The 17,196-nt window shown below is 44.6% G+C and carries 17 protein-coding genes; 2 read left to right on the top strand and 15 right to left on the bottom strand.

The window, feature by feature from the left end:
* Positions 1-80: 80 nt before the first annotated feature.
* The 3 genes from SPD80_RS04265 to SPD80_RS04255 form a co-directional block, all read right to left on the bottom strand.
* Complete coding sequence (locus SPD80_RS04265) at positions 81-1,136, bottom strand: BMP family ABC transporter substrate-binding protein (RefSeq protein WP_320604842.1); 1,056 nt, start codon at positions 1,134-1,136, stop codon at positions 81-83.
* A 71-nt stretch (positions 1,137-1,207) separates the two neighbouring features.
* The gene (gene deoD / locus SPD80_RS04260; RefSeq protein WP_320604886.1) at positions 1,208-1,918 is read right to left on the bottom strand and encodes a purine-nucleoside phosphorylase; all 711 of its coding nucleotides are present in this window, start codon (positions 1,916-1,918) and stop codon (positions 1,208-1,210) included.
* Positions 1,919-3,109 (bottom strand): phosphopentomutase, encoded by a 1,191-nt coding sequence (locus SPD80_RS04255; RefSeq protein WP_320604840.1) that lies wholly within the window; start codon positions 3,107-3,109, stop codon positions 1,919-1,921.
* A gap of 359 nt (positions 3,110-3,468) precedes the next feature.
* On the opposite strand from SPD80_RS04255, the gene SPD80_RS04250 reads away from it, so the two are divergent.
* Positions 3,469-4,575, top strand: coding sequence for a PfkB family carbohydrate kinase (locus SPD80_RS04250; RefSeq protein WP_320828645.1), 1,107 nt, complete (start codon positions 3,469-3,471; stop codon positions 4,573-4,575).
* 120 nt (positions 4,576-4,695) lie between these two features.
* Complete coding sequence (locus SPD80_RS04245) at positions 4,696-5,616, top strand: pseudouridine-5'-phosphate glycosidase (RefSeq protein ID WP_407061950.1); 921 nt, start codon at positions 4,696-4,698, stop codon at positions 5,614-5,616.
* Between the two features lie 259 nt (positions 5,617-5,875).
* Here the strand turns inward: SPD80_RS04245 and SPD80_RS04240 are convergent, their stop codons facing one another.
* The 12 genes from SPD80_RS04240 to SPD80_RS04185 form a co-directional block, all read right to left on the bottom strand.
* Complete coding sequence (locus SPD80_RS04240; protein ID WP_320828644.1) at positions 5,876-6,397, bottom strand: hypothetical protein; 522 nt, start codon at positions 6,395-6,397, stop codon at positions 5,876-5,878.
* A gap of 54 nt (positions 6,398-6,451) precedes the next feature.
* Positions 6,452-6,820 carry a hypothetical protein gene (locus tag SPD80_RS04235; protein WP_320828643.1) on the bottom strand — a complete coding sequence of 123 codons (369 nt, stop codon included), beginning with the start codon at positions 6,818-6,820 and terminating at the stop codon, positions 6,452-6,454.
* A gap of 138 nt (positions 6,821-6,958) precedes the next feature.
* Positions 6,959-7,417 (bottom strand): hypothetical protein, encoded by a 459-nt coding sequence (locus tag SPD80_RS04230; protein WP_320828642.1) that lies wholly within the window; start codon positions 7,415-7,417, stop codon positions 6,959-6,961.
* A gap of 21 nt (positions 7,418-7,438) precedes the next feature.
* Positions 7,439-11,020, bottom strand: a complete 3,582-nt coding sequence (locus tag SPD80_RS04225; protein WP_320828641.1) for a VWA domain-containing protein — start codon at positions 11,018-11,020, stop codon at positions 7,439-7,441.
* A gap of 344 nt (positions 11,021-11,364) precedes the next feature.
* The gene (deoC, locus tag SPD80_RS04220) at positions 11,365-12,006 is read right to left on the bottom strand and encodes a deoxyribose-phosphate aldolase (protein ID WP_320828640.1); all 642 of its coding nucleotides are present in this window, start codon (positions 12,004-12,006) and stop codon (positions 11,365-11,367) included.
* A gap of 51 nt (positions 12,007-12,057) precedes the next feature.
* Complete coding sequence (locus tag SPD80_RS04215) at positions 12,058-12,534, bottom strand: PTS sugar transporter subunit IIA (RefSeq protein WP_320603962.1); 477 nt, start codon at positions 12,532-12,534, stop codon at positions 12,058-12,060.
* 9 nt (positions 12,535-12,543) lie between these two features.
* A complete protein-coding gene (locus SPD80_RS04210; protein WP_320828639.1) occupies positions 12,544-13,431 on the bottom strand; it encodes a class II fructose-bisphosphate aldolase in 888 nt (295 codons plus the stop codon).
* Positions 13,431-13,985: a hypothetical protein gene (locus tag SPD80_RS04205; protein WP_320828638.1), complete on the bottom strand. Its 555-nt coding sequence runs from the start codon at positions 13,983-13,985 to the stop codon at positions 13,431-13,433. The genes SPD80_RS04210 and SPD80_RS04205 overlap by 1 nt, the downstream gene beginning before the upstream one ends.
* Before the next feature lie 85 nt (positions 13,986-14,070).
* Positions 14,071-15,486: a PTS galactitol transporter subunit IIC gene (locus SPD80_RS04200; protein ID WP_320828637.1), complete on the bottom strand. Its 1,416-nt coding sequence runs from the start codon at positions 15,484-15,486 to the stop codon at positions 14,071-14,073.
* A gap of 63 nt (positions 15,487-15,549) precedes the next feature.
* Complete coding sequence (locus SPD80_RS04195; protein WP_320828636.1) at positions 15,550-15,834, bottom strand: PTS sugar transporter subunit IIB; 285 nt, start codon at positions 15,832-15,834, stop codon at positions 15,550-15,552.
* A gap of 97 nt (positions 15,835-15,931) precedes the next feature.
* Positions 15,932-16,453 (bottom strand): YjbQ family protein, encoded by a 522-nt coding sequence (locus SPD80_RS04190; protein ID WP_320828634.1) that lies wholly within the window; start codon positions 16,451-16,453, stop codon positions 15,932-15,934.
* Positions 16,453-17,160, bottom strand: coding sequence for a triose-phosphate isomerase (locus SPD80_RS04185; RefSeq protein ID WP_320828633.1), 708 nt, complete (start codon positions 17,158-17,160; stop codon positions 16,453-16,455). Before SPD80_RS04185 ends, SPD80_RS04190 begins: the two co-directional genes overlap by 1 nt.
* Positions 17,161-17,196: the final 36 nt, after the last annotated feature.

Raw genomic sequence — 17,196 nt, 5'->3', positions numbered from 1 at the left:
AAGGCGTGAGGGCGCCCACAAATCCGGGGTGCCCTCACCATCCCAGTAGTACGCGTGTTTTATATAGACAGCGCTACAGCTTAGAGAGCTGCAACATACTCGTCGTACTTCTCCTTATTCATAGGAGGTACTACGCTACCATCCTTAAACTTGCTCTCAAATGCAATAGCAGCCTTGTACACAGCATCATCGATGTGGGGGTGATCCTCAGGAATGCCTACGCAGCCTTCTGCGGCACCAAGCTCAATGTTGCGACCGCCCTTGGCACCACCCTGAATCTCGGTGGATACCTCAATGATGGCCTTATCTACCTTCTTGAGTGCAGAGGTCAGTACGTTATCAGGCGCAAGATACGCCTGGTCACGGTCTACACCAATAGCAAACTTATTGACTTCCTTAGCAGCCTCAATAACGCCAGCGCCTACGCCGCCTGCTGCATGGAATACGATGTCACAACCATCGGAGAACATCTTGGAGGCAATAGCCTTACCCTTTGCGGAATCAGTAAAGGAGTCTGCATACTGAGTAAGCACCTCAACGTTTGTGCCATTCTCCTTGTTTGCATACGCAATACCGGCCTTGTAGCCATAATCAAACTGATCGATAACTACACCACTGATGCCGCCAACAAAACCAACCTTGTTGGTCTTGGTGGTACGAGCTGCAATGTAACCGACCATGAAAGAAGGCTCCTGAGCACGGAAAGTTACGCCAGTGAGGTTCTCTACTGGTGTCTCATAAGCGTTGTCAATAATGGCAAATTGAACATTCTTGTTCTTCTTAGCTACATCAGCTACAGCATCTGCCATTGCAAAGCCAATGCCCCAGATGAGATTAGCCTCATCATCTACAGCCTTGTCCAGGTTAGAGGCATAATCAGACTCTTGCTTGGACTCAAGGTAATTAACCTTCCAGCCCTTGTCCTTCTCAAGCTGCTTGAGACCTTCCCAAGAACCCTGGTTAAAGGACTGGTCATTTACACCGCCCGTATCGGTAATCATAGAAATCTTGTAGGAAGATTTAGCCTCAGAACCACCCTGGGAGCCACCCTTACTGCATGCACCCAAGCCGAGCGTTACTGCAAATGCTGCAGATGCGCCCAGAAAATCCCTGCGCGAAAGATTCCTGTTTAACATACGTAGTTCCTTTCTCTAAAACCAAAATCCTTGCCACTATACATCGTGCACTAACAATACGTACTATATTCTTACGCAAGTGACAGTGCTACTTCCATCATCTGCGTAAAGCTCGTTTGGCGTTCGTCCGCCGGCAGAGAAGCGCCGGTGAGCGGTAGGTCAGAAATGGTGCAAACACACAATGCCTTCTTGCCAGCACGGGCTGCATTCATGTAAAGGCCAGCAGATTCCATCTCTACAGCCAAAACGCCCATGCCTGCCCAGCGCTCATTGACCGTTTGATCATCGTTATAGAAAACATCTGCGGAAAGTACATTACCTACATGCGTAGGTACGCCGAGCTTCTCGGCAGATGCAACTGCGCGACGAAGCAAATCAAAATCTGCAATAGGAGCATAGGTACCAGGTAGGCGATACTGAGACGCATAGTTGGAATCCGTGCAAGCGCCCATGCCAATTACCAAATCACGGAGCTGCACCTGAGGTGCCAGGCCACCAGCAGAACCAATGCGGATAATAGCGTCTACATCGTAGAAGTTATACAGCTCATAGGAATAAATACCAATGGAAGGTATGCCCATGCCACCGCCCATAACAGAGACGGGCTTGCCGTTATAGTTGCCTGTATAACCAAACATGTTGCGAACCGTGTTGAAGCACTCAACATCTTCAAGGTAGTTGTCTGCTACATACTTAGCGCGCAAAGGATCACCCGGCATAAGCACTGTCTTGGCAATCTGACCTTCAAGCGCAGCATTGTGTGGGGTGGGAGTAGCCATTATTTATCCCTCCATAATTTTGTTTAGATGAGACGTACCGTGCTCCAATGCAGGGGCGTCTAAGTACTCCAAAACAGTAGCGGAAACATCAGCAAAGGTGGTGCTGGTGCCCAAGTTTGTATGTGGTTTAACCTTCTTACCAGCAATAACCCAAGGAACATACTCGCGTGAATGATCCGTAGATGGGGTTACTGGATCACAGCCATGATCTGCTACGACCATAAACAAATCATCCTCGCGCAATTTGGAAAGCATAAGCGGAACATGCTTATCAAAGTAAGCAAGTGCCTTGGCATAGCCGTCCACGTCATTGCGGTGACCATAAATCATGTCTGTATCTACCAAGTTAATAAAACACAGTCCCTCAAAGTCACGGTCAAGCAACTCGATGGTGCGGTCAATACCCTCAGGATTACCAGAAGTAGGAATGGTCTCTGTTACGCCACGATGTGCAAAAATATCTGCAATCTTGCCCACGGCAATAACATCTTTTTGTGCTTTTACCAGCACATCCATCATTGTGGGACCAGTAGGCTCCAAAGAGAAATCATGCCTGTGAGAAGTGCGCGTATACTTACCGCTTTCTCCTACAAAAGGACGGGCAATAACACGAGCTACACCATGCTTACCCGTTAAAATCTTGCGAGCAATACGGCAGTACTCATACAGCTGCTCGCAAGGTACAACAGCTTCATGTGCCGCAATCTGGAAAACGCTATCCGCAGAGGTATACACAATAAGAGAGCCAGTCTCTACCATCTGGTCACCAAAGTCACGAATAACATCCGTGCCTGAATAAGGCTTATTGCACAACACCTTACGACCAGTTTGGCGCTCAAACTCTTCAATAACCTCAGCAGGGAAGCCATCAGGATAGGTTGGGAAGCGCTCAGGTGAAATTACACCAGCAATCTCCCAGTGACCTACCGTAGTGTCCTTACCCTTGGAAGCCTCACGTAAGCGCATATATGCACCAGTTGGAGCATCAACAGGAGCAATAGTGGTGTCATATACAGACTCCAGCGCTCCGTCAATGTTAAACAAGCCAAGCTCACGCAAGTTATCCATACAAAAATAGGGGCTTGTGGCACAGGCACACAACGTATTGCTGCCCTCATCGCCATACTCGGCTGCGTCTGGCTCCTCGCCAATTCCAAAGCTGTCCAAGACCGTAATAAATACACGCTTTGCCATGTTACTCACCTACAAATCACAATGGCTATAGCCTTTCTTAACCCATTAAGCATAACAATCCGGTGAGCGGTACCTTAACTTCTGTCGGTAGACGGATGTTTATTCCGTGAGCGGTAAACACAACACTTATTTAGAAATCAAGCACAAAGGGGGTATTTTTTCTCAACAAATGTTGAGAAACCCTGTTAATTCGTACTATCTTTATATAAACAGGTGTTTGTTTACACCCCTATAAACTGCCACTCGCGAAATAGTTAGAAATGACTATTGACAGGCACACGCGCCATCCTATACTGAGTTTCAATTACTAATCTAGTGTTTATATATCTAATCTCTTGTTTAGTTAAGGAGGGGTACACATGGAGCCACTCACCGAGCGAGAGCAACAAATCCTTGGCTGGATTGAAGAGAACCCCTATATCTCACAGCTCGAACTGGCACAAAAGGCTGGCATTTCACGCTCGTCCGTAGCGGTGCATATTTCCAACCTTACTACCAAAGGTGCCATTTTAGGCCGCAGCTATATTGTGCGCAAAGATCCCTACGTAACTATAGTGGGCGGCGCAAATCTAGATATTGCCGGTAGGCCTTCTGCTCCCCTGCGTGCTAAGGACTCCAATCCTGGCATAGTAACCACATCTCCCGGCGGTGCTGGTCGCAATATTGCCCACAATCTGGCGCTACTTGGAGCCAAGGTCAAGTTGCTTACCGCATTTGGTGATGACGATAACGCCATCTTTTTGCAAGAGCGCTGCCGTACCGCAGGCATGGACATTACCGATGCTTTGATTGTTGCTGGTGGCAGCACATCCACCTACGTATCTATTGCAAATGAAGCGGGAGACATGGAGCTGGCAATCTCTGACATGCACATTTATGAGAAGCTCACTCCAGACTACCTGGCTGGCAAGATTGATCTTATTAATCGTGGTGCTGCCTGTATTATTGACACCAACCTGCCTGTTGAGTCCATCAAGTTCTTAGCCGAACACGTAAAGGTGCCCCTCTTTTGCGATCCCGTTTCTACCACCAAGGCCGAGAAGCTCCAGGGCGTGTTAAGCCATATTCACACACTCAAGCCTAATCGACTTGAGGCAGAGCTTTTGAGTGGCATTGCTATCACAGACAAGAAAAGCCTCAACAAAGCTCTTGACGTGCTCTTAGATGCTGGTATTGAGCGCTTGTTTGTCTCGCTAGGTTCTGATGGCCTTTTGGTAGCCGATAAAAACGAGCGCTTTAAAATGGCTCCGCTTAAAGCAAACGTAGTCAATACCACCGGTGCGGGTGATTCCATGATGGCAGCTATTGCTTGGGGCTGGCTCAAGGGCTTTACTCTGGAAAAGTGCGCACAGGCTGGCTTGGCTACCGCCGCATTATGCATTGAAAGTCCGCAAACCATTAGTAAGGCCGTTTCGGAAAGTGCTGTACTTGAGCGCATGAAACAAGCTCCAGCGCGCACCAAGTAACGCAGGTATTTTAGTGCAAACGCCCCACTATAAGCGTTTGCATTCCATTTGCATTCCTACTGTTTTTATATGTCCCGCTCTGGGACCCGTAGAAAGGAACTATGTATGAATACAGAGTCTTTGAAGAAGTATTTGGTTGTATCACCCGAGGTCCAGGACGCTTTGGATAACAACAAGCCCGTTGTTGCTTTGGAGTCCACTATTATTTCTCACGGTATGCCCTACCCCAAAAACGTAGAGACTGCTTTGCAGGTAGAACAGATTATTCGCGATAAGGGCGCTGTCCCTGCAACCATTGCCATTATTGAAGGCAAGCTCCGCGCAGGTCTTTCTGCAGACGAGATTGATTACTTGGGCAAGAAGGGCCTTGCGGTTACTAAAGCAAGCCGTCGTGACATCCCTGTTTTAGTTGAGCGTGGCGAGGATGGCGCTACCACCGTTGCCGCAACCATGATTGTTGCAGCTTTGGCTGGCATTTCTGTGTTTGCAACGGGTGGTATTGGTGGCGTGCACCGTGGCGCAGAAACCACCATGGATGTCTCTGCAGATTTGGAAGAACTTGCACAAACCCCCGTTATGGTTATTTGTGCTGGCGCTAAATCCATTTTGGATTTGGGACTTACCCGCGAATACCTAGAAACCAAGGGTGTTACTGTATTTGGTTACCAGACTGATGAACTACCCGCCTTCTATACCCGTAAGAGCGGCTTTAGTGTAGATTACCGCGTAGACACCCCCGCTGAGCTGGCAGGCATCTTCCACACCAAGTCTGAGCTTGGCCTGGGCGGCGGCATGCTGGTTACTAACCCTATCCCCGAGCAGTATTCCATGGATGCGGATTCCATTAATGCAACCATTGAAGCAGCCATTACCGAGATGGATGAGAAGGGCATTACTGGCAAGAAGATTACGCCATTCCTTCTTGATAAAATCCAGAAGCTGACTGGTGGAGCCAGCCTTGAGGCAAATATCCAACTGGTATTTAACAACGTTGCTTTAGGCGCACAAGTTGCTCGTGAGTTAAGTGCACGTCGCGCATAGGTATTGTAAACACACATTGCACATGGGCATTGCAGGCGCATAATCTGCCACGACTCATCTGAGCGCTATATCCTTTTGGTATGTGAAAAGGATTCTGCTTTAGTGAACTGCCTCCTCTTTCTTGGATACAGGAAATAGGGCAGTTCACTTTTTGCTTAAAAGCAGAAAAAGATTGAACGAGTAGTACCCTATAGACAGACAGCAAAACAGATGGTGTTTTAGGATAGGTAACGTTTATTGATTTCTACAAATCTTAACTTTATGAACTAACACTATTGTTAGAAGGTACTCCACTAGTGTCATTGCTGGAAGGTTCTTCTTGGGGCTTTTTAGGAACATATTTTTGGTACTCAGGAGGAAGTTTACGCCCATCGTAGTTGGGGCTCTTAATCCATTTGATATAAGCCTCTTCCCACTCATTCTCATTGTTCTTTATATACTGCCATCCAGCTGGAGTGCGAGAAGGAAGCATTACAAAACTCAACTCATCAAACCAAAGAAATTTGCAAACTATAACCTTGGGAACATTTTCTCCACGCGTAGAAATGAAGTGATATTGTGTGTTACCTTCATCATCTTTATCTTCATACTCAAACTTATATGTAAGACCATATAGGGGTCTATCATATCCTACACTGTTAGAATCTAATGCTGCCTGAACGCTAGGACCCTCTTGATACTCCTTTGCTAGACGCATCAGATTTATAAGAGATGGCACTACAAACAGGAGTAGCACAAGTCCGATAAAAATAGTTACTGCTTTGCGATACGTGATTTTCATTATTCTCCGTGAGCTTTAGTTTGAGGAATTCATAGCATTGTTAGAGGGCATTTCCTAAGGCTTTTTAGGAACATATACTTCGTAGATGGGAGAAAGACTTCTCCCATCATAGTTGGGACTCTTAATCCAAGCTATAAAGGCTTGCTCCCATTCTTCCTTGTTAGTCTCTAAATACTGCCATCCAGCTGGAGTACGAGAAGGAAGCATTACAAAATCCCACTCATCCAACCAGGTAAACTTACAAACTACAACCCTTGGAACATTTTCTCCGCCTGTAGAAATGAAATGGTATTGTGTATTGCCTTCAGCATCTTTATCTTCATACTCATATTTATAATACAGGCCTTCTATACTATCTCTGCTTACACCATACGAATTCAATGCAGCAGCTGCAGAAGGACCTTGTTGATACTCCTTTGCCATATGCACTAGATGTAAAGCTAGCGAAATGCCAAACAGTACGAGAACGACTCCAATGAGGCTATATATTATTTTGCGATAAGGAATCTTTTTCCATGCCATAAACCTCAACATCTATCCATTGAGATTATTACAGAGAATCTACTGCTTATACGCATACTCTTGATACTCATATGGAAGCTTACGTCCATCGTAGTTGGGACTTTTAATCCATTTGATAAAAGCTTCTTCCCACTCCTCGTAATTTGCTACTCCGTAATACCACCCTGCAGGATGATAGTCAGGGAGCATCTTCCATGACCAACTATCTCTCCATTTAAACTTTGCTCTTAGTACTTTAGAAACATTTTCTCCACCTGTAGAAATGAAGTGGTATTGTGTGTTACCTTCAGCATCTTTATCTTCATACTCAAACTTATATGTAAGACCATATAGCGGTCTATCATATGCTATATTGGCAGAATCTACTGCTGCCTGAACGCTAGGGCCTTCTTGGTATTCCTTTACTAGACGTACAAAATTTATAAGAGATGGCACTACGAACAGTAGTAGAACAAGCCCGATAAAAACAGTTACTGCTTTGCGATAAGTGATTTTCATTTTCATATCCTAGCCTCAAAACTATCCATCTAAGTTGTGATAGAAAAAGCTATCAGTCTCATGAACAGTCCAAAGCAAACCTTTCCCATATAGGTTGATTTGCCTTGCGAAATTAATTAACTCTCCATTGTTATTGTTAAGAGTAGATATAGCCACAATCATGCTAATCCCCGCGCCATCATTTCCATATCCGTGTATTTTGGTATGATTCTTAATGCATGGACGAACAGCAAAGTATGTTTTCGTTCTTCCAGAATGGAATCCCATGGGAGAAACAAAGTCACCATGAATCCTATGGGAAATCAATCTTCCACCGTTGCCATAAAAGTACCCTAGAATGTTTCTTTTATTTACATGATTATATTTGGATGGTGTAGTTGATGCCCATGCCCATAGTGCATAATCAAAACCTATACCATTAAAGTATTCGCAAGACTTTAGTTGATTTTTGTATGAGGTCTGCAAGAATTTTGCTGCTCCCACTTGTGCCAAGTATCCACCTAAAGAATGTCCTGTTATATAGACATTTTTGCCAGTAGCAGCATACTTATAAGCCACACAAAGAGCTGTTACTTCTGCATAAGACTCTTCAAAGGTAAAGTTTGTAAGACCACCTTGTAAGTCATTAATCCACTCAGGGTCCTCATCGGTACCGCGGTAGGCAAGTACTACATCATTGCCTCGAACATATACGGTTGCACTAAAGTTCGCGAATATGTTAGGTACTGTAAAGTGGTTTACAAACTCTGCAACTATCCAAGAGCCTGAGATATGGCCGTCTTTGTTAGAGCCAAAGACATTAGCACCCCCTAAGAAATAGTATCTTTGGCCAATTTCATCGTTACTCTTTTCTCTTTCTTCTGGATCTGGATTTCCCACAATCTCACTTTCTTTATAAAACCTACCGTCACGCTCAGCCGCACTACCATCCTCATAACAAAGTGCAGCAAAAATAGCTAAGGTTCGTGAGTCAACTTTGTGACTAGACTCTTTAACCAAGGGGTTACTTATTTGTTGGAGATACACATACCTATTACCATCTGGTGAGTAATACACGCACACTTTGAGTTCTCGCCCATTTAAAAGACCATCATGATCATAGTCTGGATTAGAGAAATCAACCCCTTTATAGGGAGTAGTTCCATTGGCTAGGGTAAGTGTTCCATTTTGAATAAGCTTGGCATAGTAGTCAGATATACCATCTCCATTAGAGTCGGTCTCATAATCAATAGTTTCATCAAAAATAAGACCAGTAAAAGAAGACATGTCAGCATCTATGCCTCTATAGCACTTGCCATCAGTAGCTTTACTAATCTGTTCAAGCATGTTGTACTTATCTTCAGAAACAATATCACCTAACACAAAGCAGTAAATTGCAATACTTTGCTCTTTTGCCATTTGACCAAGCTGCATATAGCTGTATTGGGTAGATGCATTATCATCACCGTCAGTTAAGAAGAAAATTGCTTTCCGTGCTTCTGGACGAGCCTCTTTACTAAATTTATCAAGTGCCATTTGAAGGCCGGCCGTTCCATTAGTGCCGCTATGTTCTTCAAAACCACTGTCGTTAGTAATGCCTCCTATATACTTTTTTATAAAGCTTTTCTCACCCGTAAAGTTTAAAACTTTGGTAACTTTTGCTGTGTACTCAACAATTGCCGCTCTGTCACCTTCCCTGAACTTATCAACAAGATTGATAAGGGCTGTTTTTCTTAACCATTTGGGATCAGTGGTCTTCATACTAAAAGACCTATCCAGTACAAAACAAAAATCATACGATGCAGAAGCTTGAGACTGCTTAGTTGGATCTTTTATATCGCGGTTCCATACCTGGTCAAACGAGTGTTTATCCACCACCAAGTAAATTGAAAAATGGCTTGGCTTAAAGCTTACGGTAGAGCCGTTCACACTTGTTTGTTGTTCTTCAAGCGCTTGAGTTTCTGGATTGTAGTAATACACACAAGGATTAAAGTCTTTATTCTTAAACAATTTCTCATCAAGCTTAAATTCAACGGTAGCAGACATAAAATTCTTCGGAGCATTAAACTCATAACCACAGATATATCCTGGCGTTTGAGTAAGATCAATATCTGTTCCTGTTATAGGGAGCATATAGACTTGCTCTACTGATGCACCCTCTGTTGTTACAGTCAGCGTAGTTGTATTGTTAGAGCCTGTTTGAGTTGCACTCACAACAAAACTTTTCTGAGCTTGCAAAGGATCTGTTGTATGCGCCACTTCCCAGCCATCCCAAGCACCGTCTGAATCAGTGTCTTCTTTAAGAGGATTTGTGCTCATCTTAATTTCTTGTCCATCAGAAAGTCTGTCGAGATCTGTATCAAAAGAAGCTGGATTAGTACCAAACTCAATCTCTTTAAGGTTGTTTAGACCATCGTTGTCGGAATCCTCACTTCCATCAGGGATGCTATCTGCATCTGAATCTTGCTTGGTTGGATCAGTATGTATGCCAGCTATCTCGGTATAGTCATCTATACCATCGCCGTCGGTGTCTTTCTTATTGGGATCTGTGTTGTAGTAGGTTTCCAGATAGTTAATAAGCCCGTCTGCATCAGAATCCTGTTTGTCTATCGTTAATACATCGAGCTTATCAGTCTTGTCATAATTTATAACAACACTATCTACTACACATGAGCCATCTTCAAACGTGCATTTTACGGTAAGAGTATTTGCACCTTTTAAAAGTCCAAATGACCCAATAGACCAGTTTTGCTTAACATCTATAGCATACGTTCCTATAGTGTTGTTTTTATCATCGGCAACAATAAGTTCAAATGAAGAAATCTTCTTGCTTTTGCTATCCAGGGCCCCACTCAGAGCACCGTCATGTGGAAGTCCAAAGCCATCAATACCTTCTATATGAGTAAGTTTAGTCTTATCTATTGCAATGGTAGGGCTATTGGTCTCCCAGATATAACTTACGTCAAACGTAATATCGTACGTAATGTCATTAACTGTAATAGTTTTAGTTGTATGAACATTCATCTTTTGAGAAGCATTTGGCTGAGCATACGCCACATTACTTAAACAAAGTGACGCACCAATAACCGCAATAAAAAGTGCGCACGCACCATGCATGTGTTTACTCCAAAGAGCTATGCCTACACAGATGCCACCAACAACTACAAGTGCTATTACAAGCCAAAGGGAGAAATTATCACTAAGATTTGCAAGACCTACGGACGTTTTATTATTGTATAAAGCATGATCTTTTTTGCTTTGCGAAGACCCATCTATAGCAGATGTACCTTTAACAGCCTTACAGGTAAGGTCTTTCTCAAAGTTTGTATGAGCCGCAATAGTACCTATGTGGAAAGAAACATGACTTTTACCATCAAGAACTAATCCGTCAGGAAGTTTTACGGTAAGCTCAACATCTTTTGCATCAACATTAGTTGGATTTTCAATGGTTACATGACACAAAACGACATCATTTGTTGTATACACGTTTTTATCGGTAGAAGTATGTATAACCAAACTATCAGACGGAACAGCCAGCGCTAATACAGGCATAGTGAGTAAAAGTATTACACCTAAAACTACCAAAAAGGAGATACGACCAATACTGTGCAACCATTTACCCATACAACCACACTTCCAATGCTATCTTCGCAATAAGATATATCATTGTTATAGCTAAATCTTAGTGTGGGGTTAGTGCGCACGCGCGGAAGACCGGTAAATGGTTGTTATTTTTGACTAAGCGTTAATTTTTATATGGGCTCGCGCCAAATACGTCTTGTCTTTGTTTAGAGTTAGCAGTTCAGACTATAGGATTTTTTAAATAGACTCTTTAAAAAGAAGGTCTGTACACCCGTAAGCTGTACAGACCTTCTTTATAGTTTTGTAATTGCTAAGCTATACCTTGGTAGTTACGTGTAGCCTTACCTCGGCTTTAGTACGATCGTTTACTTGGCTTTTAACTTAATCTAGCCTTCAACAATAGCAACAGAAGCACTTACACCCAAACGATCAGCACCAGCTTCAATCATAGCCTCTGCCTCTGCACGGTTGTGAATACCGCCTGCAGCCTTAACCTTGCACTTATCGCCAACTGTCTTGCGCATAAGAGCTACATCGGCCAAAGTTGCACCACCCGTGCTAAAACCAGTAGAGGTCTTAACAAAGGCAGCACCTGCAGCTACACAATCCTCGCATGCACGAACCTTTTGCTCGTCATTAAGCAAGCAGCACTCAAGAATAACCTTGACGGGATGACCGTCAGCAGCCTCTACAACAGCTTTGATGTCATTGATTACATACTCATCATCGCCATCAATAAGCTTACCTACGTTAATTACCATATCAATCTCGGCGGTACCGTCTGCTACAGCCTGCTTTACCTCGGCAACCTTACCTGCAGTGTTTGCAGCGCCTAGAGGAAAACCAATGCAGCTTGTTACGCCTACACCAGAGCCTGCAAGACGCTGAGCTGCAAATGCCGTCCAACATGTGTTGATGGAAACCGTGGCAAAGTGATACTTCATTGCTTCATCGCACAGCTTGGCAAGGTCAGCCTCGGTAGCATTCTGCTTAAGGATGGTGTGATCAATATAGGAATTAAGTTCCATGAGTGCCTCCTTTTGGCGCTAAATCTGGTGTACGGATATAACAGCGTACCACTAATTTGCATAGCGCTTGAAGCAATCAACCATTCCTTCGGCAGTCGTTTGAGACATAATGTCTTCCACTGCCTTCTCATCCATAAACATGCCCATCATTGCCTGCAACACTTCTACCTGGCCTTCTGCATGTTTAAGCAGACCAAGATTAACAATGAGTTTGGTGTCAATGGCATGGTCTACCATTCCGGCCATCGGTTCAAAGCTAATAGAAGTTTTAGGCTTAATGATTGCAATATAGGGCTTAAGGATATGCTGAGGGTCTACGTGGGGAATTGCTACGGGGATACTCTCAAACTGTAAGCCTGTGGCAAAATTGCGCTCACGCTCTGTAATAGCAGCAAGCCAGCTATCCTTTACATAGCCTTTCTCCATCATAATCTTGGAAAACTTCTGGAAGAAGTCCTCATAGGTAGTGGCCTCAAAGTCAAAAAAGACCAAGTCGGGTGTGTAAAGGGATGTATCAATAGAACTCATACTGCCTCCTTAGGCAAGTGGTTTTGCGCCGTTGGCGAATACAGTTACTACGTTCGTAAAGTCGTCCACAAGACGCTCGTAAGCTGCGGCGGTCATATCGTGCCAGTAAACAATTGCGTCACTGCTTTGAGCCTCGCGCTCGGCAATAAGCGAACGAACGGCGTCACCTGCAAATTTTACGCCATAGGTGTAGTAGTTGATCTTGCGAATACCTGCATCAATAGCTTTGTGATAATCCTCATCAGATACACCTGAACCACCGTGCATAACAAGAGGCGTATGCACGCGCTTACGAATATTGGTGAGCACATCAAAATTAAGATGAGGCTCGCCCTTATAGATTCCATGAACGGTACCAAACGAACATGCCAAAATATCCAAACCTGTACTGTTGATAAACGCTTCTGCTTGTAGGGGATCTGTATATACAGCACCGGACTCTTCTGCAGTGCCTCCCTCATCACGAGCTCCCGCCTCGCGAGAACCCATAGAACCCAGCTCACACTCCAGGCCCGCATCAAAAGCGGCACACATGTCTGCCGCGCGTTGAGAATTGGCAACATTTTCCTCATACGGCAGGTAGGACCCATCAAACATAGCTCCGGTAAAACCTAGTTCCAGAGCGCGACGCATATACGATAGGTGTTCACAGTGGTCAAGATGCACACAGATAAGTGCACTCGAGCGCTCTGCCAAAGCAATCATAGCTGGTCCAATAACATCCAAAGGCGCAAGCGGCTCATGTCCCTCTGCATGGGATAAGATAACGGGGTACCCGGTTTTCTCGGCAGCATCAATAGCAGCGCGCACTGCCTCAAGGCTCGGAGTATTAAAGGAAGCGATTGCCATATTGTTTTGCTCGGCAATAGCACAAATATCGCGAAGATTTACCAGCATTATTTCTCCTTTGTACTGGATTTGGTGCGCTTTTGACGCTTATCACGCTCAAGAATCTCTTCAATTTGCTGTTTGTGAGCAGCATAGTTTTGATTGGAGTGACGCGCCTGCGCCTTAACTGTATTGGGATTTACCTGATATTCAAACTCAGACAACCAAGCCTCAAGAGCTTCTCCGTTGTCCATAAAACCTGTTTGCACCCAATACCTGCCACGCAACAGACCACCCTCATTAATGCGAACATAGCGCTTCCCTGGAAATTCGCGCACGGTAAAAGCATGAATGTCATCCAAGACAAACCTGTCGGTGCGGCCATACGCGCTAAACGCGATACTATGCTCATCAATCGTAACTTGGCGTGGATTAGCAAGTGCAATGAAAGTGTTCCATATTTGATAGCCCGCAACAATAAGTACTACCGCAGCAATACCCTTAGGCAGGCTAAACATATTAAAAAATGCAGCGATACTTGCTAGACACATGGCAATGCAAAATATGCCAATAAACGTTACCGAGAAGCCAAATCGCTTTGCATCATATATATAAGTTCCCATTACAACCTCCAGAGGCGGAACCTCCTTGCGAAAGTCCCGCCTCCACATGGAGCTTTATTTGTATATAGTTCCTACAAACAACCAGCTACTCTGCAGAAGCAGTCTCTGCTTCGTGCATTGCTGCGGCTTCCTTGAGAATGCGCGTACGATTCCATACAGCAAGAGCAAGTACGCCAACAGCAGGGATAATAAGGCCGATGCCATTACCAAGCGCGCCCAGACGAACAATAACCCAGGTAAGCGGATTAGCACCATCACAGATGGAAGAAATTGCAGCAGCACCGTTCATATCAAAGTTTACATTTGCAGCGGCAGTGGTAATGAGGGGAGACAGGTCGGTAGCAATGTAAAGGCCAACAGCCAACACAACAATACCAGTCAAGATGCCACGGAAGCCATTCTGATGAACGATGGGAGTAACCAATACCAACATATAAGGAATGCAGGCAAGGTCTACCAAAGGCATTACCTTATTGCCAGGAAGGATAAGTGCCAACAAAATTGCAAAAGGTACAAGAATAAGAGCCATGGTAAGCGTTACAGGATGGCCAGTACCAACGGCGGAGTCAAGACCAATGTAAATCTTGCCGCGACTCTGGAAGTGATTCTGAATAAATGCAGAAGCAGCATCAGAAATAGGAAGCAAGCCCTCCATAAGCAAAGCAGCCATCTTAGGAATAAGAACCATGACAGCGCCCATAGAAACTGCTGTAGCAAGGAAGCTTGGAGTAGCTTTGCCAGTAGCAGCATCTACAACAGGAAGGAAGCCATATCCAGCAAGAATGCCAATTACAAGACCAATAAGAGAGCCCAACATGACAGGGTCACCAAATACACCAAAGCGCTTTTGAAGGCTCTGTACATTAATGTCAATCTTGTTAAGGCCAGGAATCTTGTCAATAAGCCAGTCCATGGCAAAAGCAATAGGAGCATAAGCACCTGCAAAGCCATGAGGAATAGAAACGCCAGGAAGGCCCAGAGATTCCTCAACCATGGGAGCAGTTACATCACCAATAACAAGGACAACGACCTCGTTGATAATTGCAGCACAAATACCAAAAGCCACATTGTTGGTAACAACAGCAACAAGAGCACCCGTAAAGGCAAAGTGCCAGTAATTCCAAATATCAACGTCTGCAGTTTGGGTGGTATTGGTAAGCAACATCACAATGTTAACTGCCAAAGACAGCGGAATAATAATGGTGCCAACAATAGAGCCCATTGCAATTGCAGAAGCGGCAGGCCAGCCTACATCAATAACGGAAAGGGACAGACCAAAACGCTGTACCATTGCGGTAACAGCACCAGCAAAGTCCGTACCCATAAGCTGATTAATTACAAGGTTAAGACCAATAAAGCCAATGCCAACGGTCAAACCAGCCTTAAGAGACTTACCAAATCCTGCGCCAAAACACATGCCAATAATGGTAAGAACAATGGGCATTACAACAGATACGCCCAAGCTGGAGACACCGGAAAAGAAACTGACGATAGTGTCCATGTTTAATTTCCCTCTCTCATCATGAACAACAGCTCGTTTTTACGAACTTTCGTACGAGCAAAACTAGTTCTTTATAAAGTCAACTACCTGCTGCTCTGCAGCGGCACGGCCCATACCAGTAAGGAATGGAATGCCAGAAATAAATGGGCACTCAATACCATCTGGCTTAACGGTAGTGGCAATGAGCAAATCAGCATCCTTGGATTTACCAACTGCCTCAGAGATGGAGCAGGTGGTAATGGTAAAGGTACCTGCAAGACCGTTGGAATCTAACAGGTCCTTAATCTTGGCTGCAACAGCCGTAGAAGTTGCTACGCCAGAGCCACAAGCTAAAATGATGTTCTTCATGTTTCCCCCCTTCAAAAATGTTTAAAACAGCTCGAATAAACTATAGAAGTATTGCACAAACGTGGTCAAAAAATGCTAAAAGTAGCAGTTTTTATGACTATTCACCCATGACAATAACGCGGACCTTACGTGTACGCTCACGCGTACGGTCATAATCTACAAAGAAGATGGAGGCAAGACCACTCATTTGCAACTTACCTTCCTCTACTTCAAAGATGCATGAACTGCCCAAAAGCGTAGCACGCAGATGAGCATCTCCATTCCAAAGCATAGTACGATCCCCATTAGGAAGATAACTTGCTGCAGAAGGCCAACTTTCTACTTCCTCAAAGTGCTTCTCGCCGGGATAGCGATAGGTAGACCAATCTTTTTGCTCAGGAAAGATTTTTTGGAGGCCATCATTAAGATCTGCCTGCAAAAACAGATCACCAGCTCCCGTGCGGTCATGATCAAATTCATCCGAGAAAAGCGCGCAGGTGGTGTGGCACGAGATGACCGTAACCGTTCCTTCTGTAATACCAGACTCCTGGACAATGGCATCTACCTGATTAGTTACATCAATATAGGTAGGCTTGCCAGCTTGTGTCTGTACCGTTACAAGACCCTTATAGACGCTCATTAGTTATGCTCCTTAGCAAGCTTGGTACGTGCGCGGTCCAAAGCTGCAAACATTTCTTCCAGAGTTGCAAAGGGGTCATCTGCAGCAACAATACCAGAAGTACCACCCGTAGCGTCGCCACCATACATAATAGCATCATAGACATCTTGACCAGTAGAAATGCCGGCGGCCTGTAGCACCATAGTGTTAGGAGAAACTTCCTTTACAGCCTGAGTAGAACTGCGAATGTAATCTTCGCCAGCAATCTGGCCAGTGCCAATAAGGCTGGTAAGCTCGCAGGTCATAATATCGGGGCGCAGTTGTGCAATTGCACGGGCCTCTTCTACAGAGTCCGCACATACGCAAGTAAGAATGCCCACTTCATGAGCGCGCGCAATAGTTGCCGCCAGCTCATGCATAGTCATAGGATTTTCTGCATGATTGAGGAAGGTTGCCTTAACGCCTGCTGCTGCCAACGCCTCTGGCAATACGTGTCCCATACCACGACCGGGTTTTAATGATTCCATGGTTTGTGCACAGGGAATCAAGTGAGGACAATGCGCAATAATCCAGGGAAGATCAATAAGTTGTGCAGTAAATAAAGACTGAAAGTTATAGCGCTCGCACAACTCATCAGTCTTTTTTGCAAGCTTATAAACCTCTTCCCCATACAAGTAGGACTTGGGATTTACTACGAAGAACGGACGCTGCAGGACTACTTTTTCCATATGGAACTCCCTTGCACAAGCTTACCAACTTACCAA

It is taken from the genome of Atopobium sp., assembly GCF_034113385.1.
Classification (GTDB): Bacteria; Actinomycetota; Coriobacteriia; order Coriobacteriales; family Atopobiaceae; genus Atopobium.
The sequence above is the reverse complement of the archived record's forward strand: the minus strand, read 5'-3'. Positions and strand labels throughout refer to the sequence as shown.

Coding starts and splice junctions, on each gene's coding strand:
- SPD80_RS04265 (WP_320604842.1), bottom strand. CDS start 1,136: ATGTTAAACAGGAATCTTTCGCGCAGGGATTTTCTGGGCGCATCTGCA.
- SPD80_RS04255 (WP_320604840.1), bottom strand. CDS start 3,109: ATGGCAAAGCGTGTATTTATTACGGTCTTGGACAGCTTTGGAATTGGC.
- SPD80_RS04250 (WP_320828645.1), top strand. CDS start 3,469: ATGGAGCCACTCACCGAGCGAGAGCAACAAATCCTTGGCTGGATTGAA.
- SPD80_RS04240 (WP_320828644.1), bottom strand. CDS start 6,397: ATGAAAATCACGTATCGCAAAGCAGTAACTATTTTTATCGGACTTGTG.
- SPD80_RS04235 (WP_320828643.1), bottom strand. CDS start 6,820: ATGGCAAAGGAGTATCAACAAGGTCCTTCTGCAGCTGCTGCATTGAAT.
- SPD80_RS04230 (WP_320828642.1), bottom strand. CDS start 7,417: ATGAAAATCACTTATCGCAAAGCAGTAACTGTTTTTATCGGGCTTGTT.
- SPD80_RS04225 (WP_320828641.1), bottom strand. CDS start 11,020: ATGGGTAAATGGTTGCACAGTATTGGTCGTATCTCCTTTTTGGTAGTT.
- deoC (WP_320828640.1), bottom strand. CDS start 12,006: ATGGAACTTAATTCCTATATTGATCACACCATCCTTAAGCAGAATGCT.
- SPD80_RS04215 (WP_320603962.1), bottom strand. CDS start 12,534: ATGAGTTCTATTGATACATCCCTTTACACACCCGACTTGGTCTTTTTT.
- SPD80_RS04210 (WP_320828639.1), bottom strand. CDS start 13,431: ATGCTGGTAAATCTTCGCGATATTTGTGCTATTGCCGAGCAAAACAAT.
- SPD80_RS04205 (WP_320828638.1), bottom strand. CDS start 13,985: ATGGGAACTTATATATATGATGCAAAGCGATTTGGCTTCTCGGTAACG.
- SPD80_RS04200 (WP_320828637.1), bottom strand. CDS start 15,486: ATGGACACTATCGTCAGTTTCTTTTCCGGTGTCTCCAGCTTGGGCGTA.
- SPD80_RS04195 (WP_320828636.1), bottom strand. CDS start 15,834: ATGAAGAACATCATTTTAGCTTGTGGCTCTGGCGTAGCAACTTCTACG.
- SPD80_RS04190 (WP_320828634.1), bottom strand. CDS start 16,453: ATGAGCGTCTATAAGGGTCTTGTAACGGTACAGACACAAGCTGGCAAG.
- SPD80_RS04185 (WP_320828633.1), bottom strand. CDS start 17,160: ATGGAAAAAGTAGTCCTGCAGCGTCCGTTCTTCGTAGTAAATCCCAAG.